The organism is Myxococcus sp. AM010 (assembly GCF_013372585.1).
In the GTDB taxonomy this organism is placed as follows: Bacteria; Myxococcota; Myxococcia; order Myxococcales; family Myxococcaceae; genus Myxococcus; species Myxococcus vastator.
Window position 1 is genome coordinate 126460 of sequence record NZ_JABXEO010000011.1, and the last position, 20175, is coordinate 146634.

Annotated in this window: 16 protein-coding genes; 5 read left to right on the forward strand and 11 right to left on the reverse strand. The window is 69.5% G+C overall.

Going from position 1 to position 20175, the window contains the following annotated elements; genetic code table 11:
• Window positions 1–43: 43 nt before the first annotated feature.
• Complete coding sequence (locus tag HV826_RS08835) at window positions 44–2638, reverse strand: LamG-like jellyroll fold domain-containing protein (RefSeq protein WP_176416554.1); 2595 nt, start codon at window positions 2636–2638, stop codon at window positions 44–46.
• 326 nt (window positions 2639–2964) lie between these two features.
• Here HV826_RS08835 and HV826_RS08840 point away from each other — a divergent pair, with 326 nt between their 5' ends.
• The 5 genes from HV826_RS08840 (at window position 2965) to HV826_RS08860 (ending at window position 8210) form a co-directional block, all read left to right on the forward strand.
• Window positions 2965–3975, forward strand: a complete 1011-nt coding sequence (locus HV826_RS08840) for a sulfate ABC transporter substrate-binding protein (protein WP_176416574.1) — start codon at window positions 2965–2967, stop codon at window positions 3973–3975.
• A gap of 11 nt (window positions 3976–3986) precedes the next feature.
• A complete protein-coding gene (cysT, locus tag HV826_RS08845) occupies window positions 3987–4829 on the forward strand; it encodes a sulfate ABC transporter permease subunit CysT (protein WP_176416555.1) in 843 nt (280 codons plus the stop codon).
• Window positions 4830–4834: 5 nt separating this feature from the next.
• A complete protein-coding gene (gene cysW / locus HV826_RS08850) occupies window positions 4835–5683 on the forward strand; it encodes a sulfate ABC transporter permease subunit CysW (RefSeq protein WP_176416556.1) in 849 nt (282 codons plus the stop codon).
• Window positions 5680–6747, forward strand: coding sequence for a sulfate/molybdate ABC transporter ATP-binding protein (locus tag HV826_RS08855; protein WP_176408935.1), 1068 nt, complete (start codon window positions 5680–5682; stop codon window positions 6745–6747). The genes cysW and HV826_RS08855 overlap by 4 nt, the downstream gene beginning before the upstream one ends.
• A 95-nt stretch (window positions 6748–6842) precedes the next feature.
• Window positions 6843–8210: a family 16 glycosylhydrolase gene (locus HV826_RS08860; protein WP_176416557.1), complete on the forward strand. Its 1368-nt coding sequence runs from the start codon at window positions 6843–6845 to the stop codon at window positions 8208–8210.
• A gap of 18 nt (window positions 8211–8228) precedes the next feature.
• Here the strand turns inward: HV826_RS08860 and HV826_RS08865 are convergent, their stop codons facing one another.
• From HV826_RS08865 to tssB, 10 genes are all read right to left on the reverse strand, one after another.
• Entirely contained in the window at window positions 8229–8786 is a 558-nt protein-coding gene (locus HV826_RS08865) for a TlpA disulfide reductase family protein (protein WP_176416558.1), read from the reverse strand.
• 58 nt (window positions 8787–8844) lie between these two features.
• The gene (locus HV826_RS08870; RefSeq protein ID WP_176408932.1) at window positions 8845–9210 is read right to left on the reverse strand and encodes an HPF/RaiA family ribosome-associated protein; all 366 of its coding nucleotides are present in this window, start codon (window positions 9208–9210) and stop codon (window positions 8845–8847) included.
• A 149-nt stretch (window positions 9211–9359) separates the two neighbouring features.
• Window positions 9360–10418: a hypothetical protein gene (locus HV826_RS08875; protein ID WP_176416559.1), complete on the reverse strand. Its 1059-nt coding sequence runs from the start codon at window positions 10416–10418 to the stop codon at window positions 9360–9362.
• Window positions 10419–10426: 8 nt separating this feature from the next.
• Entirely contained in the window at window positions 10427–13084 is a 2658-nt protein-coding gene (gene tssH / locus HV826_RS08880; RefSeq protein ID WP_176416560.1) for a type VI secretion system ATPase TssH, read from the reverse strand.
• Window positions 13085–13167: 83 nt separating this feature from the next.
• Complete coding sequence (tssG, locus tag HV826_RS08885) at window positions 13168–14211, reverse strand: type VI secretion system baseplate subunit TssG (protein ID WP_176416561.1); 1044 nt, start codon at window positions 14209–14211, stop codon at window positions 13168–13170.
• Window positions 14175–15926, reverse strand: coding sequence for a type VI secretion system baseplate subunit TssF (gene tssF / locus HV826_RS08890; protein ID WP_176416562.1), 1752 nt, complete (start codon window positions 15924–15926; stop codon window positions 14175–14177). The genes tssG and tssF overlap by 37 nt, the downstream gene beginning before the upstream one ends.
• Window positions 15927–15963: 37 nt before the next feature.
• On the reverse strand, window positions 15964–16359 hold the full coding sequence (gene tssE, locus HV826_RS08895) for a type VI secretion system baseplate subunit TssE (RefSeq protein WP_176416563.1): 396 nt from the start codon (window positions 16357–16359) through the stop codon (window positions 15964–15966).
• Window positions 16360–16443: 84 nt separating this feature from the next.
• Complete coding sequence (gene tssD, locus HV826_RS08900; protein WP_163777205.1) at window positions 16444–16935, reverse strand: type VI secretion system tube protein TssD; 492 nt, start codon at window positions 16933–16935, stop codon at window positions 16444–16446.
• Between the two features lie 119 nt (window positions 16936–17054).
• Window positions 17055–18539, reverse strand: coding sequence for a type VI secretion system contractile sheath large subunit (gene tssC, locus HV826_RS08905; RefSeq protein ID WP_176416564.1), 1485 nt, complete (start codon window positions 18537–18539; stop codon window positions 17055–17057).
• 25 nt (window positions 18540–18564) lie between these two features.
• Window positions 18565–19059 (reverse strand): type VI secretion system contractile sheath small subunit, encoded by a 495-nt coding sequence (gene tssB / locus HV826_RS08910; protein WP_176416565.1) that lies wholly within the window; start codon window positions 19057–19059, stop codon window positions 18565–18567.
• Window positions 19060–20175 lie beyond the last annotated feature (1116 nt).

Consider the following 20175-nt stretch of genomic DNA (forward strand, 5'->3'; position numbering starts at 1 on the left):
CCCGCTCACGACGCGGGTCCGGCCTGACAGTCCGTCGGAGTTGTCAGGGGTTGAAGCGCCAGGGCACCGTCGCGGCGGGGTGGAAGCAGTGCACCTCCGCCGTCGTGCTCGAAGGCAGCTCCTGGACGATGCCCGCGCCATAGCCACGCTGCTGGCACCAGGCGCTGAACTCCAGCCGGGCCGCGGCCGAGGTCAGGTTGCCCGACGTGGAGGCGGGCCCCAACTGCGCCCGGGGGACGTTCTGGATGAGGCCCGAGTTGAAGCAGGCCACCCAGGGCCGCGTGGTGAGCTCGAAGAACTGGCCCGACGTCCAGCCCCGGTCCCCGCACCAGCGCCTGGAGGCCGCGCTGCACGCCGTGGACTGCGCGGCCCGGTCATCCGCGCAGCCGTCGTGCTTGCGCGCGAGCTCCTCGAAGGTGACGGCCAGGGCCTGGTGCTGGATGGGGCCGCACGCCACGTTCACCGTGGTGGCATCCGCGCTGGCGGGGACGCCCATGAGGGAGATGGGCGGACGGTTGCCGACGAGCTGCTGAATCGTCTCCAGGATGTTCCGGCTGTTGTCGAGCGCGTGGCTGGCCCCACGCTGGGCGCAGACGCGGTGCATGGACACGGTGCACGCCGTGGAGCCCAGGGCGCTCTGGCTGTCGCAGTCCGGGTGCTGCTGGCTCATGCCGAATTGGCCCTCCGTGGGGTCTCCCTGGATGGCGGCCTCCTTGCAATCGGCGCCGTGCGAGGACATGCAGACGGTCCGGTTCGAGCGCGCGTTGCTGAACAGCCGGACCTCGTCGATGGCGCCTCGGAAGGAGCCCTCGCCGTTGGCGGGGCAGGTCTGCGTGTCCAGCGCGACGCCCGCGCCCACGGACAGCGTGCCGGTGCCCAGTCGCAAGGTGCCCGCGGCGACGGGGAGCGCGCGCCCGGTGGACACGCCGTTGATGTATTCGTGGAAGGCGCCCGTGACGCCGTCCCACGTATAGGCCAGGTGCGTCCAGACGCCGCGAGGGAGCGCGGGGCTGCGGCCCAGGCGCACGCGCTGGCCGTTGATGACGAACGAGGTCTGGACGGTGTGGTCGGACTCGTAGATGACGTCCAGCCCGCCGGGCTTCTGCAGGAGGTAGCGGTAGGGGTTGCCGGTGCAGCCCTGGTTGATGGCCGCGTCGGGGCGCACGGCGAACTGCACCGAGAAGCCGCGCGCGAGGCCGCCCACGCCGGGGATGGTGCCGCTCGTGTCCATGAGGTTCACCGTCAGCGCGCCGCCACCCGGGAGCACCAGCGCCTTGCCCTTGCCGTGGGGCTCCCAGAGCGAACCGGAGGGCGGCTGGGTCGTCGCGTTGTCGGGGGAGATGCTCGCGGTGCCGGTGAGGGTGCCCGTGAAGAAGTGGCCCGACAGGTCCGGCGTCCTCGTCAGGTCGTATTCGCCACCCCGGTTGACCAGCTCATTCATGGGCAGGAACAGCACCTGGAAGGGGCTGCTCAAGTCGCCGACGTCGACCTCGTTGTAGTCCTGGGTGTTGCTGCCGAAGAGAGGGAAGACGTCGTGCGTCTTGGTGGCGGGCAGGTAGTGGTCCTCGTTGCTGGAGCCCGCGGGGAAGTTCTGCGCCGGGTGGCGCTCCTGCTCCAGGTTCCACATGGGGCTGGAGTAGAAGAGGTGCGCCAGGTCGCTGCGGTCCGTGTTGATGGCGCCGTCGATGTGGTACGCGGTGAAGTGCGTGTCCGCGCCCATCAGGCTGACGGCTTCGCGTCGCGCGCCGTCCGTGTAGCGCACCGCCGTGAAGAGGACGTTGCGGCCCTCGTGGTCCACCCACGCGTAGGCGCCGCGGATGAGCGTGCTCGCGGTGGTGGTGGTGCCGAAGGCCTCACCGGTGGCGGCCTTCAGCGGCTGCCACGCCAGGGGGTAGCGTTTGAGGCCCGGGTTCGGGTCGTTGAACATCATCGACAGCGGGCGCGGCTCGCTCCAACCCGAGGCCGCGCACGGCGTCGGGTTGTACGAATACATGAGGTAGTCGATGGTGCCGTTGTTCTGCGGGCCGCCCTGGTAGATGAAGAGCCGGCCGTCGGACGTCATCGACGGCTCAATGCCTCGGATGCTCGCGCCGCTGACGGTGGTGAGCGGCTCCAGGTTGCCGGTGGTGAACGACGCGATGTCCGCCTGCGCCGTGAAGGGCTGCGAGACGCGCACGTCGATGGGCCGACGCCGGAAGACGTTGGCCCCGTTGTACATCCGCGAATCGAAGACGAACGGCGTGTACACGGCCACACCGCCGGACAACGTGTACGGCGCCGCCGGGTTGGAGAAGCAGAAGGTCAGCGCGTTCTCTCCATTGCGGACGAAGGTGCTGCGCCCCGGGGAGAAGGTGTTCGCGAACTGGGGCTTGCCCTCGCTGTCATAGGTGAGCGCTTCGGGGCGGAACACCCGCGCCTGCCAGGTCGTCTGTTCATTGGCGTGGTCCTCCCGCACGTTGCCAATGAAGATGCGCCCGTCCACGGTGGAGGCATGGCCATTGGCGCCGTAGACGTGGGTGATGCGCGTGTTCACCAGCGACGGCCGCTCCGCCGCCGTGGCCTCGGTGGCGGACAGCAAAGGGAGTGTCAGCAGCGGCGCCGCGAGCAGCGCGAGCGCGGGACGAGTTCGAGGGGGCATGGGGCTCCTGGGGGAAGGAGAGGGGAGCTCCTGGTATTCTAGTATTTATTGGAGTCCCTGGAGATTTCGGCCGGTCGCGTTGACAGCGCCGCGGGCACCAGGGCATCGTGTGGAGACTGATGACGCGCTCGACCCACCAGACGTGTTGCTGCTGTCCGGCATCCGCGGTGGGCGTCCGTCCGCCAGTGGCCTGAGTGCCCTGGCTGAGTTGTTTCGGAAAGCCCACTGCCCGCGAGGGAGTGGGCTTTTGACTTTCTCGCGTGGCCCCTTGCTTCACCCCGAGGTCCCGCATGGAACGTCACGCGCTGCTGCGCGCCAGGAACTGGATGCCGTTGGCCCTGCTGCTGTCGGTGGCGGGCTGTTCGCGCTCCGCTGGTGACGCGCCATCCGACGGGACGGTGACGCTGCTCAATGTCTCCTATGACCCCACGCGGGAGCTCTACGAGGACCTCAACGCCGCCTTCGCGAAGCACTGGGCGGCCACGCGTGGCCAGCAGGTGTCCATCCAGCAGTCACATGGGGGCTCCGGCAAGCAGGCCCGGTCCGTCATCGAAGGACTGAGGGCGGACGTGGTGACGCTGGCGCTCGCGTACGACGTGGACATGCTGCACGAGAAGGCGCGGCTGATTCCGGCGGACTGGCAGGCACGGCTTCCGCACGACAGCGCGCCGTACACGTCCACCATCGTCTTCGTGGTGCGCCAGGGCAATCCCAAGGCCATCCGTGACTGGGACGACCTGGTGCGCGAGGACGTCACCGTCATCACGCCGAACCCGAAGACGTCGGGCGGCGCGCGGTGGAACTACCTGGCCGCGTGGGGACAGGCGCTGAGACGCCAGGGCGGCAGCGAGGCTCGGGCCCAGGCGTATGTGGAGAAGCTGTTCCGCAACGTGCCGGTGCTCGACTCGGGCGCGAGGGGCGCCACCACCACCTTCGCCGAGCGGGGCCTGGGGGATGTGCTCCTCGCGTGGGAGAACGAGGCCTTCCTCCTCACGCGTGAGCTGGGGAAGGCGCGGTTCGAGGTCGTCATGCCCTCGGTGAGCATCCTCGCCGAGCCGCCCGTCGCCCTGGTGGACCACAACGTGGACCGCAGGGGCACCCGGGCGGTGGCGGAGGCGTACCTGGCGTTCCTCTCTTCGGAAGACGGCCAGGAGATCGCCGCGCGGCATCACTTCCGGCCGCGCTCGGAGGCCGTGGCCGCGAACCATGCGTCTGACTTCCCTGGCCTGAAGCGCCTCACGCTGGCGGAGGTCGCGGGGGACTGGCGGCGGGCGCAGGCCACGCACTTCGCCGACGGCGGCCTCTTCGACCGCATCTACGCGCCCCGCGCGGACTGAGGACCCCCGCCATGTCCCGTCCTGCTCGCCACCGGGTGCTCCCGGGGTTCCGCCTGTCACTGGGCTTCAGTTGGTTCTACCTGGGCCTCATCGTCCTCATTCCGCTCTCCAGCCTCTTCCTGCGGACCTTCTCCCTGAGCTGGGAGGAGTTCTGGGGCACCGTGACGACGCCGCGCGCGCTCGCCGCGTACCGGCTCAGCTTCGGGGCCTCGCTGGCCGCCGCGCTCGCCAACGTCGTCTTCGGCCTGCTGGTGGCCTGGGTGCTGGTGCGCTACCGCTTCCCCGGCCGCGACGTGCTGGAGTCCCTTGTGGACCTGCCCTTCGCGCTGCCCACCGCCGTGGCCGGGCTCACGCTCACGACGCTGTTCTCCGCGCAGGGCTGGTACGGCCAGTACCTGGAAGCGCTGGGCCTCAAGGTGGCCTACACGTCCGTGGGCGTGGCCGTCGCGCTGACGTTCATCGGGTTGCCCTTCGTGGTGCGCACCGTGCAACCCGTGCTGGAGGACATCGACGTGGACGTGGAGGAGGCCGCGGCGACGCTGGGCGCCTCTCCGTGGGAGGTCTTCCGGCGCGTCCTCTTGCCCGCGCTCTTGCCCGCGCTGCTCAGCGGCTTCACGTTGGCCTTCGCCCGCGCGCTGGGGGAGTACGGCTCCGTCGTCTTCATCTCCGGCAACATGCCGATGCGCACGGAGATTGTCCCGCTGCTCATCATCACCCGGCTGGAGCAGTACGACTACGCGGGGGCGACGGCCATCGCCATCGTCATGTTGGGGGCGTCGTTCTCACTTCTGCTGGCCGTCAACCTGCTCCATCGCTGGAGTCAGCGCCGGCTGGAAGCCCGGCCGGGAGCGTGAGCGCCATGCCTCCGTCCACCCTTGTCCTGCGCCGAAGCGCGCGCAGCCTGAGCGGCCCGGCGTTCGTCCGTTGGGGGCTCATTGGCGCGGCGGTGCTGCTGCTGGGCGTCCTCCTCATCGTCCCGCTGGTGGCCGTCTTCACCTTCGCCTTCCAGAAAGGCTGGGAGGCCTACGTCTCCGCCCTGACGCACCCGACGGCGCTGGCGTCCATGCGGCTGACGCTGCTGGCCGCGGCCATCGCCGTGCCCTTCAACCTCGTCTTCGGACTGGCCGCGTCGTGGCTCATCGCGCGGTTCCAGTTCCGGGGACGCTCGTTGTTGATGACGCTCATCGACCTGCCCTTCAGCGTGTCACCCGTCATCGCGGGGCTCATCTTCGTGCTCCTCTTCGGCCGGCAGGGCTGGCTGGGGCCGTGGCTGTTGGAGCATGACGTGCGCGTCATCTTCGCCGTGCCCGGCATCGTCCTGGCCACGGTGTTCGTCACCTTCCCCTACGTCGCGCGCGAGCTGCTGCCGGTAATGGAGGCCCAGGGCAGCGACGAGGAAGAGGCGGCGCTGACGCTGGGCGCGAGCGGCTGGCGGACGTTTCTGTGCGTCACGCTGCCAAAGGTGAAGTGGGGCGTCTTGTACGGCGTCATCCTCTGCAACGCGCGAGCAATGGGCGAGTTCGGCGCCGTGTCCGTGGTGTCCGGCCACGTGCGCGGCGTGACGACGACGCTGCCGCTGCACGCGGAGATTCTCTACAACGAGTACGACCTGTCCGGCGCGTTCGCCGTGGCGTCGCTGCTGACGCTGCTCGCGCTCGTGACGTTGGTGGTGAAGAAGTTCGTGGAGTGGAGGAGTCATCCGTCATGAGCATCGTCGTCGAGCAGCTCGCCCGCCGGTTCAATCAGGGTGGCAGTCCCGCCGTGTCCAGGGTGTCCTTCCAGGCCCCCGAGGGGGCCATCACCTCGTTGCTGGGCCCGTCCGGCGCGGGCAAGTCCACCTTGCTGCGGCTCATCGCCGGGCTGGAGATTCCCGACGAGGGCCGTGTCCTCATCGACGGCGTGGACTGCACGCGGATGCCCGTGCAGCAGCGCGGCGTGGGGGTCGTCTTCCAGAGCTACGCGCTCTTCAAGCACCTCACCGTCCGGCAGAACGTGGCCTTTGGCCTGGAGGTCCGGCGCGTCCCCAAGGCGGAGCGCGACGCCCGTGTGGAGGAGATGCTCCGCATGGTGCAACTGGAGCACCTGGGCGGCCGCCATCCCGGCCAGCTCTCCGGTGGTCAGCGGCAGCGCGTGGCCTTCGCGCGCGCGCTGGCCATCCGCCCCCGCGTGCTGCTGCTGGACGAGCCCTTCGGCGCGCTGGACACGCGGGTGCGCGAGGAGCTTCGGGAGTGGCTCCATGCCCTGCATGAGCGCACGCGGCTGACCACGCTGCTGGTGACGCACGACCAGCAGGAGGCCCTGGAGATTTCCCAGCACGTTGTTGTTCTGAGCGAGGGCCGCGTGGCCCAGGCGGGCTCGCCCGCGGACATCTATGACAGGCCCGCGTCTCCCTTCGTCGCCTCGTTCATCGGAGGCGCCAGCGTGCTGCACGGCCATGTCCAGGCGGGCAGGGCCGCCATGGGCGCGCTGTCCGTGGCCGCGCCCGCCGCCGCGCGCGAGGGCGAAGCGGTGCAGGCCTTTGTCCGCCCCCATGACATCAAGCTGGCGAAGGCGCTCGCGGGCGCGGCGAGCGCGTCCACCGCCACCGGCCGCGTCGAGCGACTCAAGCCGGTGGGCGGCTACGTGAAGGTGTTCCTCCGCCTGCCCAGCGGCGACGAAGTCACGGTGGAGGTGCCGCGCTCGGAGTTCGACGCGCTGGGCGTGGTGGAGGGGGACTCCGTGCGCGCCGACGTCCGGTCCGCCACCGTCTTCGTGGGGGACTATTCCATTTAGGTGAAAAGTCCTGAAAATCTACTATTTCGGCTAAAGCCGTTTGCGTCGCGGAGGAGGACGGCTATGTCCCAGGGGGAACCCCCCTGGAGTGAGACATGCACAAACGACACGCATTGCGTTCGATGTTGTGGGCCGCGAGCAGCCTGGCGTTGGTTGGCGGCTGTTCCCCGGAGTCGGAGCTGTCCGACGTGGAAGCCGTTCCCCTGGTGACGCAGGCGCAGGGCGAGCGGGCCTATGACCCAGGGGCGGGCTGGAGCCTGGCGTGGCAGGACGACTTCACGGGGAGCAGCCTCAACGCCGCCCACTGGACGGTGCTGACGAGCAACTTCGACCCCGTCACCAACAACTGCAACTTCGGCACGGGGGAGCTGGAGTACCCCCGCGCGCAGAACGTCACCGTCGCTGGCGGCAAGCTCATCCTCACCGCGCAGCGGACGGCGGACGCGCCCATGGATTCGCGCTGCGCGGGCTACGGGCCGCGTTCGTACTACTCGGGCCGCATCCACTCGAAGGGCAAGGTGGAGCGCCGCTACGGCAAGCTGGTGGCGAGCATCAAGGTGCCGTCCGGCTATGGCATGTGGCCCGCGTTCTGGACGCTGGGGGCGAACATCTCCAACGTCGGGTGGCCCCGGAGCGGCGAAATCGACATCCTCGAATGGCACTCCAACGAGGCCTCGTGGATGAAGTCCGCCGCGCACTGGTTCGCCAATGGCGGGCAGCAGAGCTGGGGCACGGGCGCCAACCGCGGCTACAGCGTCGCGGACGGCTTCCACACGTATGAAGTGGAGTGGACGGCGAACCAGATGATCTTCCGCCTGGACGGCCAGCTTCAGGGGAACGTCTTCAACCACAACGAGCCCGCCTTCCAGCAGAACCACTACATCCTCCTCAACCTCGCCCTGGGCGGAAACTGGTACGGCCACCCGCATCCGGACGCGATTGGCCTGCCCTGGGGCCAGACGAAGACGATGGAGGTGGAGTGGGTGCGCTGGTACCAGGCGGGGAGCACGCCGCCGCCCGCGTCCGTCACCAACGCCAGCTTCGAGAACGGCATGACGGGCTGGGCCACCTGGAGCCCCAACGGCACCGAGGCCGCGGACTTCAGTGAGACGTACAACGGGGGCCGCACCGGCGCCTACCACCTGACGCACTGGACGAACGGCACGCCCTTCGAGGTCTGGACGTACCAGTCGGTGTCGGGGCTCGCGTCGGGCACGTACAAGGTCCGCGCGTGGGTGCGGAAGAGCGGCGCGTTCGACTTGTCGCGCCTCCAGGCGAAGACGTGTGGCGGGTGCGCGCCCGTGTTCACCCACCTGGGAACGTATGGCGGCTGGACGATGGTGGAGACGCCGCCCATCTCCGTCACGGGAGGCTACCTGGAGCTGGGCTTCCACACCCGCGCCACGGCGGGCAACTCCGCCAACTTCATCCACATGGATGACGTGGAACTCATCCGCCTCTAGGCGCGGCGTGAGCCAGGGCTACAGCACCAGCCGCCAGGACAGCCCGGCCAGGGTGGTGTAGCCCACCGCCGCGCGCTCCACGCGCCCCTCCGCGGAGAGGAAGAACTCGGTGGGGAAGGTGTTCACGCGAAAGGCGGCTTGAATGGCGTCGTCCCCGAGGATCACCGGGTAGTCCACCGCGTGCTCCCGGGCGAAGCGCCGCACGGCCTCCTCGTCTTCGTAGGCCACGGCGACGGACACCACGTGCGCGGAGTCCCCCGCGAGCTTGCGCAGCCGCGAGAGGTTTGAGGACTCCATTCCGCAGACGCCGCACCAGGGGGCCCAGAAGGCCAGCACCACCGGCTTGCCGCGCAGCGCGTCCAACCGCACGGTGTCTCCCGCCAGCGTCTGGAGGGTGAAGGCGGGCGCGGGCGTCCCCGCTCCGGGGAGGTTCCGCGCCTGCCACGCGGCCACCGCCGCGAAGAGGAGGGCGAACATGGCCAGGTCCACGCCCCAGCGCACCCAGCGCCGCTCCCGGGCACGGGCCCAGGTGGATTTCAGCCGCTCCAGTACGCCCGTGCCGCCCTGCATCTGCATCCTTTCGCTTCGGGACAGGCCACGGCCGCCCGGGAAGGGCGGCCGTGCCCGCGTCACATCAGGTCAGCGTGGCGGCCTCGTCGGGCTGCCAGGCCGCGTCACGCAGCCGGGCGCCGTCCTGGCGCTGCGCGCGGCCCACCGCCCGCGTGACGGCGTTGCTGGCGCGCTCCAGCGTGCGGTCGATGGCCGCCAGCAGGTTCGTATCCGAGGACTCGATGGCCAGCTCCCGCCCGTGCTCCAGCCGGAGCGCCACGCGGCACACCTGGTCCACGCCGCCCTTGGGGCCGTTGGCATCCTCCAGTCGCACGACGACTTCCTTCACCCTGTCGGACAGCCGGTCCAGGGCGAAGCGCACGCGTCGCTCGGCGTAGGTTCGAAGGGTCTCCGTGAGGGGGATGTTCCGGGCTCGGATTTCAACTCGCATCCAGGACGCTCCTTCCGGGGCCCACCATGGGCCCACGCCTCTATCTCTGTCGTCGTGACGCTTTTGGCGCAAATAGGAAAAGCCCCCATGAGTGCTTCGGAAAACCGAAGACTCACGGGGGCCGGTGGCGGGGCCATGCGGCCCTGGACTCAGGGGCCGCTGGACTTCGCGGTGTCGCCCGCGGGCTTCTTGGCAGCCGCCTTGGCGGGTGGGCTGGCCGCCTCCGGGCTCGCGGCGTCCGCGGGGGCCTTCTTCGCGGGCATGGCCCAGATGGGGGCCTCTGGCACCGCGCGAGCACCAATGCGCACCTGCTGCTCCACCATGCGCGACCACAGTGACGCCTTGTTGCCTACCAACGCGTTGTTCGCCAGCTCCAGGGCCCGCGTGTCCTGCGCGCGGCGGTAGAGGCGCGGGGCCACGTCCGGCTGGGCCGGGTCGGAGTCGCTCACCTGCACCTGCTCCTGCACGCTGATGCCGTCCTCCGCGAAGGTGAGGGTGGACGTCAGCTCGAACTTGCGGCGCAGGCCGTTGGGCAGCTCGAAGGTCATCTCCCGGGACAGGGGGAACCACGCGGCGCCCAGGCAGGCGCGGCTCGCGCTGGAGACGGACTCGCTGAAGAAGCGGTTGGTGCGCAGCGGCATGATGCGCGCGTGCCGGCGGCAGACCTCCTCGTCGCCGGAGGTGCACGCGTCACCTTCCGCGACGAGGATTTGCGTGCCCTTCACCTGCTCCAGGCGCAGCCGGGTGTTCTTCGCCATGGCGCGCAGCGCGCCCAGGGCCTCCACCCGGAAGCCCTGCTCGGTGGTCTCCACCAGCGCCACCGGGCCTAGGGCCTCGCCGTTGGTGAAGCGCCGCGTCTGCACCCAGACCAGCCGCTGGCCCGCCTGGAGCGTCTCCAGGACGAGGTCTTCCTCTGAGAGCTTCTCCGCCGGCGGCAGGGCCTGCGAGTCCGGGCCGGCCTCCACGCACTCGTCCGCGGCCGGGTCCTGCCACCACACCGGGGCACCGGCGCAGTCCACGCTGGGGCGCGGGTTGGCGCCCGTGTCCTTGTCGTAGCCGTGGAGCAGCAGCGCGAACCAGGTGTCCGGCGTGGGGAAGGAGCGCGCGTTGGGGCCCGCCTCGGCGAAGCACATCGACGGCTTGGGGACGGTGGCGCAGCCGGCCAGCAGGGACAGCGCGACGGCGGAGGCCTGAAGCGTTCGTTTCATGGGTTCTCTCAGGCCTCGGCGAACCGGAGGTCCCAGTCGCCTCCTTCGGTCAGGGCCACATGCAGCTTCGGAGGCACCGCGCCGCCCACCAGGTGCTGCAGCAGCTCGCGGGACAGCGCCGGCATCAGCGAGCCCTGCAGAATCTGCTCCATGTTGCGCGCCCCCATCTCCGACTCCGTGCAGCGGCGCGCCAGCTCGTCCAGCAGCTCCGGCGCCAGCGTCGTCTCCACGTTGTGCGCCGTGCGCAGCCGGCTCACCAGCTTGGCCAGCTTCATCTCGGCGATCTGGCGCATCACGTCGCGCTGCACCGGGCCGAAGGGGACGACCGTCATTCGCGCCAGCAGCGCCGGCTTGAAGTGCTGGCTGAGCGCGGGGCGAATCACCGACAGGACTTCCTCGGAGGTGGGCTGCGCGCCGTCCTCGAACATCCGCATCACCAGGTCCGAGGCCAGGTTGCTGGTGAGGATGAGCACGGTGTTCTTGAAGTCCACCGCGCGGCCCTCGCCGTCCGTCAGCGAGCCCTTGTCGAACACCTGGTAGAAGAGGTTCATCACCTCCAGGTCGGCCTTCTCGCACTCGTCCAGCAGCACGACGGAGTAGGGGCGCTGACGCACGGCTTCCGTCAGCAGGCCGCCCTCGCCGTAGCCCACGTAGCCCGGCGGCGAGCCGATGAGCCGGCTCACCGTGTGCTTCTCCTGGAACTCGCTCATGTTGAGCGTCGTCATGAAGCGCTCGCCGCCGTAGAGCGCTTCGGCCAGCGCCAGCGCCGTCTCCGTCTTGCCCACGCCGCTGGGGCCCACGAAGAGCATGACGCCAATGGGCGTGTCCGGGTTGCGGATGCCGGCCTGGGAGATGCGGATGATCTCCGCCACCTTCGTCAGCGCCGCCTCCTGGCCCCGCACCCGGCCCCGGAGCTTGTCCTCCAGGTTGAGCACCGACTCCAGCAGGTCGCTGCGCATCTTCCCCACGGGCACGCCCGTCCAGCCCGCCACCACCCGCGCGACGATGTCCGCGTCCACGTCCGCGTGCACCAGCGGCACCTCGCCGCGCGTGGCCGAAAGCTTCGCCGCCGCTTCGTCCACCGCCGCCTTCAGGGGCGCCGAGTCCGTGTCCGGCGCGGCCTCGCGCAGGGCCTTGCGGGCCTCCATCAGCGCCGCGACGGCCGTGCGCTCGGTCTCCCAGCGCGCGTGCAGCGCGGCGCGGGCATCCACCGTGGCGCTCAGCTTCGCCTCGGCGGCCTCCAGGGACGTCTGCTCGTCCGGGCCGCCCGTGCCCTCGGCGAGGTCGCGCTTGCGCGTGTCGCGCTCGCGCTCCAGCGCGGCGATCTCCTGGTCCAGCTGCACCAGCTCCTCGGGCCGGGTGGACAGCTCAATCTTCACGCGGGCCGCGGACGTGTCCAGCAGGTCCACCGCCTTGTCCGGGAGCTGCCGGCCGGAGATGTACCGGCTGGACAGGCGCACCGCGGCGGTGACGGCCTCGTCGCGGATGATGACGCCGTGGGCCGCTTCGTACGTGGGGCGCAGGCCGCGCAGCATCAGCTCCGCGTCCTCCTCGCTGGGCTCCTCCACCTTCACCGGCTGGAAGCGCCGCTCCAGCGCGGCGTCCTTCTCGAAGTACTTCTTGTACTCGGCCCAGGTGGTGGCCGCGAGCGTGCGCAGCTCTCCGCGCGCCAGCGCCGGCTTGAGCAGGTTGGACGCGTCCGTGCCGCCCTGCGAGCCGCCCGCGCCGATGATGGTGTGCGCCTCGTCGATGAACAGGATGATGGGGGTGGGGGAGGCCTTCACCTCGGAGATGACGGCCTTGAGGCGGTTCTCGAACTCGCCGCGCACGCCCGCGCCCGCCTGGAGCAGGCCCAGGTCCAGCCCCAGCAGCTCCACGCTCTTCAGCGCGTCGGGCACCTCGCCCCGGACAATGGCCCAGGCCAGGCCCTCCACCAGCGCCGTCTTGCCCACGCCGGGCTCGCCCACCAGGATGGGGTTGTTCTTCCGGCGGCGGGAGAGGATGTCCACCATCTGCCGGATTTCGCGGTGCCGGCCGAAGATGGGGTCAATCTTCCCCTCGCGCACCCGGCCCGTGAAGGACGTGGCGAAGCGCTTGAGGGCCTCATCTCCACGGCCACCCGCGCCGCCGGCCGCGCCACCCGCGGCGCCACTGGCCGCGGCATCCGCGGAGGCGACCTCGACATTCTCGGGCGAGGGCCGCAGCACCACGTCCAGCGAGCTCATCAGCTCATCGCGGCTGATGGCGTCCAGCTCGGGGAACAGCTCCGCGGTGTAGCGCGCGCGCCGGCTGACGAACTGGGCGAACAGCAGGCCCGAGCGCAGCCGCGTGGCGCCCTGCTCCACGGAGGCCAGGAGCCACGCTTCCTCGAACCACTGGAACAGCGTCTCGGAGAAGACGGGCCGGCCGGAGCTGCCCGCGCGCAGGCCCTGGAGGGCGCGCTCCATGCTGGCCAGCAGGTGCCGGCGGTCCACGCCGAACTGCTGGAGGATGCGCGCGACGTCGGAATCCTCCGGCTCCAACATCTGCACCAGCATGTGCTCCGGGACGATTTCATAGAACCGTCCCGCGCTGGCTCGGGCCACGGCGGCCTCGAGCAGACGGGTAGACGTGGGCGTCAGGCGACGGACAAGCGCTTTCGGATCGACGCGAATGGGAGCCCCCAAGAATGACAGCGGTGGTGGACGGTATATCGGGCGCCCCCTGGCGACGTAAATCCCCGCGCCTCGCGCCCGCCTGCTCTAACGACTCATTTCACCACGGGGACACTCATCTGCGTCTGCTGACTCAGGCCCAGCCAGGTGTCCCGCCCGAGCTGGCTCGGCTCCCGGCTGGAGAGCCGGAACTGGTGCTGCACCCCTTCGGTGAGCCCCAGCTCCAAATCGTACTCCAGGGGGTCCCTCACGAAGAGGGACACCACCTCGCGCACCAGCGGTAGCAGGTCCCCTTCCTGCATCAGCCGCTTGTAGGCGCGCGGGGGCAGCGGCCGGATGTGGATTTGAATCTTCCCCGTCCGGTCGAAGGCCTTGCCGCCCAGCAGCATGTTGCGCCCCAGCTGGTGGTTGGAGTGGCCCAGCCGCGCCCGCGCGTCGATGTCCACCCAGCGGCCCACGAACTGGCGCACCGCCACCCGCGCGCCCTCCAGGTCGTCGCCCAGCACGTCCTCGAGCGCGACCTCCAGCTGCTCGGACGTCCTCGCCCGGCTGGCCAGCAGCGGGGCGATGCGCAGCAGGCGCCACGTCGGCAGCGTGCCCTCCAGGGGCTTCTCGTAGGTGTCGAACCCGCCCAGCGCCAGCAGGCGCCGGGACCACTGGTCCGAGAAGGACGTGTCCGTCTCGCTGGTGACGCGGTACTTCGACTCGATGCGGTACAGCAGCGACAGCAGCCGGTGGTGGAAGAGGTCCAGGAACTCCCGCCGCACCGGGTGGTCCGGGTCCTCCTGCGCGACTTCCTCGGCCAGGTAGTGGGGCAGGGGGCTCACCGCGCCCGTCAGGCCCAGGAAGCGCGTCACCACCTCGAAGAGCGGACGCTTCGAATACGGGTCCTCCGCCCGCACCGGCACCTGGTGCAGCGTCACGGACGCCACGTCGCCCGAGGGGAACCCCAGGGACGGGTCGTGCCGGAAGCGAATCATCTCCTCGTTGACGGGCCCCGCGCCGCCCACGCGGGTGGCCTCTGACGTCAGCCGCTCCAGGAACGCCACCAGGGGGAAGAAGCCCACCCGGGGCGCCAGCTCGGCCAGCTTCTGGGCCGTCTCTACAAAAGCGTCTGGGAGCCGTTCCTCGGAAGCCACGCGAACTCCGTCTGCGAGGGGTGAAGCCGGATGCTCAGCTCGTTGAAGGAGTTGATGGTGACGTGGGAGGCGAGCAGCTCCTCCAGCACGCAGCCGAAGAGGAACGAGTCTCCCACGCCCATGAAGTTCTCTTCGTCCAGGTCCACCCGCGTGCGGTGGCCGCGCAGGGGCGCGCCCTCCAGGAAGCGCGTCACCGGCTTCGTCTCCACCGCGCGGATGGCGTTGATGCGCAGGCGGCTGGCGCGCGCCGCCAGGTTGTCGGTGAGCGAATGGAAGTTGTACAGGTCCATCAGCCGCCGCAGCGCGGCCGCGTCCGCCAGCGAGTGCTGGTTGACGGCCAGGTGCGACAGCAGCCGCCAGTGCAGCTCGCTGCCCAGCGGCGCGCGCGCGGGCCGGCTCACCGGGGAGATGTTCCGGAACTTCGCCTGCGTGGGACTGGCGGACGTGGAGGCCGTCAAGTCACCCACCTGCAGCCGCGAGGGCAGCGAGCGGTTGGTGCACGTCAGGTCCATGGACAGCGCCTCCTCGGCGGTGACCTCCGGCGCGACGTTCCGCGGCGTCTCCAGGGTGATGTACGTGTCGATGCCTTCGTCCAGCGGCGAAGGCGCCCGGCGCAGCCGGTAGAAGGACTGCTCGGCGTCCCCGCCCGCGGTGTGGGTGAACTCGTGGAAGGGCCGGTAGACGCGCCGCTCGTTGCGCCCGGCCTTCAGGCCCGTCACCGTGTCCACCGAGTACACCTCGGCGTGGTTGGGGGGCAGGTCGGACGCGCGCAGCAGGTGCTCCCGGTCCAGCGTGCGGTGGAGGATGGGGTCCGCCGGCACGCTGAAGAGGTTCACCGCGGGGGCGCAATGCAGCCGGAACATCTCCCGGTGGATGCGCGCATCCAGGGGCGGCGGCCGCTCCAGGTGGAAGGCGAGCTCGAAGCGGTCCTCCTTCAGCCCGGCGGCGGCGTCCAGCCCGCGCACCTCGAAGAAGAGGAACTTCTCCGGCAGCGTCAGGTACTCCTGGAGGTGCCGGTAGCCCTCGCTGGCGCGGGGCCAGGGCAGCAGCTTGAAGTCCCGGTGGAAGCCCACCGGTTGGATGGCGTTCACCGGCAGCTTGAGGCCATCTCCCTGGCCAGACGCGCCGCGCACGCGCACCTGGCGGCAGTAGCGCAAGAGCCACAGCAGCACCACCGACGCGGCGGACAGGTCGGCGTGGATGAACAGGCGCAGGCCCTGCTCGCGGAACACCTCCGCGCGGCCCTGCTCCGTCGTCTGGAAATAGAGCCGCAGCACCGGCGCGGTGATGGACGAGCGGTCCAGGAGCGCGTCGGTGAGCTGCACCGGCAGCAGGTCCACGTCCGTGGTGGTGCGGAAGACGCAGCTGGTGCCGTCAATTGGCTGGGACGCCACCTCCGCCCCGGCGGCCAGCCGCGAGCGGCCGCGCAGCGCGCGCAGGTGCGGGGTGAACTCGACGATGGTGGAGGCCGGCAGCGGGCGCAGGTAGTGCGGCAGCAGCAGCTCGGTGAGCCCGTGCACCAGCTCCGGCACGTCGTCATCCACGCGCTCGCGGATGCGGGCCGCGAGGAACGCGAAGCCCTCCAGCAGCCGCTCCACGTCCGGGTCCGCGCCGCGCTCCACCAGCAGGCCCGCGACAGAGGGGTTGGCCAGCCCGAAGGCCCGTCCCATCTCCCGCAGGTACGACAGCTCGCTCAGGTAATACTTGCTGAACATCCTCGCCCTCCGCCACGCGCCCCTGGATTCACCCGGCTCACCACAGGTCCACGCGCCCGCCCGGGTGCACCTGGGTATGGAACCGCACCATGCCTCGCCGATTTTGCGTGGCCAACTGGGCGGTGATGTCGAAGCGCAGCGCCGTCGGGTCCACCGGGTCCGCGGAGTAGTGCACCACCACGCTCTTCAGGCGCGGTTCGAAGTCCTGGATGGCCTGCCGGATGGACTGCGTCATCCGCGGTATCGCCGACGGGTAGGAATGGACGATGTCGTTCAGGTCCAGGATGCCGTAGCCCGGTGAGGCCACGGACTCTCCCTTGCGCGTGTTGAGGAGGTTGCGCAGGTGCTCGGCGATGGATTCAACGACGTCACCAGGCGGGGCGAGCGTGCCGTTGCCTTCAGCGATGCGCGACAACAAGCCTCGTGAGCCCATGGAATTCCTTCAACAGCGCGAGTACCCCAACCCCCGGCCGCCCGCGTAGCCCACTGCACGGACGGCCGGTGGAGGGACGGAACATCAACGCTGGGTGTCCCAGGTGTCCTCGTGCGTGACGCCGCCCTGGGTGATGGTCCAGTTGATGGTGTGGAACACCAGCTGGAGGGTCTCCATCGGGGGCAGGTTGGTGCTCGCCGGCACGAAGGAGTTCGGCACCGTCTGCTGGATGGCGTTGATGCGGGCCTTCTTGACGGACACCGTGTAGAACTGCTCGGTGGTGCCGTCGCCCGTCGGGTTCGGACGGAAGAACTTGAAGGTCGCGTCGATGACCTGGTTCTCGCAGAGGGCCTTCATCAGCAGCGGCGACGCCTTGTCGATGCGCTTGGTGATTTCGATGCCCTCGTACTGGCGGCGGCCCGTCGCCAGACCGGAGCCGGCCTCGCGAGCGGTGAAGACCTTCTGGCTGTACGCGACGCACTCGATGGAGTCCGCGCGGCCCAGGCTGGTCTGCGTGCTGTCGCCCTTGATGTCGCTGCCGTTCGCCTTCAGGTACAGGTGTACTGATTCAGCCATGACTTCAACCTCGTCGCTTTGCGCGCGTCCGCGCGCTGGTGGACCCAGGCTCACCTTGAGCCTGGGCTTGTTGGAGCCCCTAAACTAGCTGAAATGACCGACGCTGGGTGAAACGGGCTCTACTCCTTGTCCAACTTGCCCACGAGGGACAAGGTGAACGACGCACCCATGTACTTGAAGTGGGGGCGAACCTGCAGGCCGCAACGGTACCAGCCCGGCTGACCGTCCACGTCCTCCACCACCACGCGCGCGGCGCGCAGGGGGCGGCGCGAGCGCACGGCGGGCGCCGGGTCGTCCATGTCGGAGATGTACTGGCTGAGCCAGTGATTGAGCTCGCGCTCCAGGTCCGACTTCTCCTTCCAGCTTCCAATCTGCTCGCGCTGGAGCACTTTGATGTAGTGCGCCAGGCGGGTCATGATGAACATGTAGGGAAGCTGCGTGCCCAGGCGGTAGTTGGTCTCCGCCGCCTTGCCCTCCGGGGTGTTGCCGAAGAACCGGGGCTTCTGCGTGGAGTTGGCGCTGAAGAAGGCCGCGTTGTCGGAGTCCTTGCGGAAGACGAGGCCGATGAAGCCCTCCTCGGAGAGCTCGAACTCGCGCCGCTCGGTGAGCATGACCTCGGTGGGAATCTTGGTCTGGATTTCCCCCATGGCCTCGTACTGGTGCAGCGGCAGGTTCTCCACCGCGCCGCCGGACTGGGGGCCGATGATGTTCGGGCTCCAGCGGAACTTGGCGAACGAGTCCGCCACGCGGCTGGTCAGCGCCACGGAGGCGTGACCCCACAGGTAGCGCTCGTGGTGGCCCACGACGTCCTCGGTGAAGTTGAAGGCCTTCACCGGCACCGTCTTCTCACCGTAGGGCAGGCGCAGCAGGAAGCGCGGCAGCGCCAGGCCCACGTAGCGCGCGTCCTCGCTCTCGCGGAACGAGTGCCACCGGGCGTACTGCGGCCCCTCGAAGAGCGACTTGAGGTCCTTCAAGTCAGGCAGCTTGAGGAAGCTCTCCTCGCCGAACACCTCCGGCGCGGCGTTGCCGATGAAGGGCGCGTGCGCCATGGCGGCCACGGAGGCGCACTTGCGAAGCAGCTCCATGTCCTGCGGGCCCACGTTGAAGTCGTAGTTGGCGGAGATGATGCCGTAGGGCTTGCCGCCGAAGACGCCGTACTCGTTGGAGTACACCAGCTTGTACAGGCCGCTCTTGGTGACCTCGGGCGCGTCCTCGAAGTCCTTCTGCAGGTCTTCCTTGGAGGCGTTGAGCATCTCCACGCGGGTGTTCTCGCGGAAGTCGGTGCGGTCCACCATGAACTTCAACGAGCGCCACGAGGACTCCAGCTTCTGGAACTCCGTCGCGTGGAGGATTTCGTTGACCTGGGAGGACAGGCGCTTGTCGATTTCGGCGATCATCGCGTCGACGAGCGCCTTGTCCACGCGCTCCTCGGAGCGGTTGGGCGCCAGCATCTCGGTGATGAAGGCCTGCACGCCGCGCTTGGCGACGTCGTAACCCTCGTCCTTCGGCTTGAGCTTGGCCTCGGACAGGATTTCGTCGAGCAGGGACAGCGAGGCGTCAGTGGCGACGCCCGTGGAGTTCTGGGTCTGGGTCTCGTTGGCCATGGTGATTCGGTTCCCCCTGAAAGGGCTACTTGGTCTCTTCGGTCAGACCCAGTTCCTTGATGAGTGCCTTGCGTCCGTCTTCGTCGGCGAGCATGGCCTGGAGCTTCTTGCGGAACGCCGGCAGGTTGCCCAGGGGACCCTTGAGGGCGTTGAGCGCGCTGCGCAACTCCAGCAGCTTCTTCAGCTCCGGCACCTGGTTGACGACGCTCTCGGGCGAGAAGTCATTCAGGTTCTTGAACTGGAGCGACACGTTCATCGTGGCGCCCGGGTCGGCTGAGAGCTTGTCGGCGGCGGTCAGCGTGACCTTGAGGTTCTGCTGGGCCATGACTTCGTTGAAGTTGGCCTTGTCCACGTTGATGGGCGCGCGCTGCTCCAGCGGGCGGGCGTCTTCCTGGCCCGTGAAGTCCCCCAGCATCAGCACCTTCAGCGGCAGCTCCACCTGCTCCTGCGCGTTGCCGGTGGCGGGCTTGTAGACGATATTGACGCGCTCGGTAGGGGCGACGGAACTCTCTTTGCTCATCTGCGGCTTTCTCCTTGAAAACTGCGTAGAAGACGCGGGCGTCGCATGAGGGAGCGCTTCGCCGCGGTACGACGGGTGTCCTTCACGCGCCGACGCGCAGCGTGGCGGAAGAGTCCAGCAACGCTAGACGACGATACCGGTTTCGAAATTTCACTGCCACAGGTCCAGACGCCTTTTCCACGTCGGTTCGGGTTTGCAGCCACCCCTCCAGACACGCGGCGGCGAGCGCCGGCTCCCAGGTGTCGAGCGCGTGGGCGGAGACCTCTTCGTCCAGCGCATCATAGACGGCGCGCGCGAGCGGCAGCTGGCCCGCATTGGCACACAGCCGCGCCAGCTCCAGGCGGGAGATGAAGCGGGCGCGTCCGGTGCTGGCGGCGGTGACGGCGGCCTGCAGCCGGATGACGGCTTCGTGAACGCGGCCCTCCTCCACCAACGTGCGGGCTTCGGCTTCCAACGCCGCGCTGTCGGCATGGACAGTCGGGCCCAGCGTCAGGGGCCCCAGGGCCAGGGCCGTGGACACCGACGCCGCGGAGGAAGGGGCGGGCGTGGGCGCGCTCGCGCGGAGGACGTGGCCGCGCAGCCAGGCCTGGGTGGCGTCGTCCGTGAGCGGGGTGCCCAGGGTGGAGAGGAGCGTCTCCACGCCGGTCATCCTGCGGAGCTGGATGGCCAGCTCCTGCACCAGCGCGGTGCGAGCCCCGGCGTACGAGGCGCCCAGGCCCTCCATGGCGGTGGCGCTGTACCGGTGGAGCGTCAGGGCGAAGCGGTGGCGGGCCAGGGCGGACTCGGACTCGTCCAGCAACTCACCCCAGCGCTGGTTCTGCTCCAGGGTCTCCAGCTTGGTGCGCAGCAGGTCCGGCAGCGGGTGAATCAGGGTGCGGCCATTGCCATCCGCGGCGGGCGGCTGGGTCAGGTGCAGCCACAGGCCCATGCGGTTGAGGCGGTAGGCGAGCGGGTCCTCGGGGCTCGCCCGGCGCAGCGCGCCCGCGGCTCCCAGCAGCGCGCCGCCCACGGTGCGCAGGAAGTCGGTGACGGCCTCCACGCTGGACAGGTCCGGGGCGGCGCGCTGCTGGGACAGTCTCTTACACACATCTGACGCTGCCGACGAATAGCCTTGTG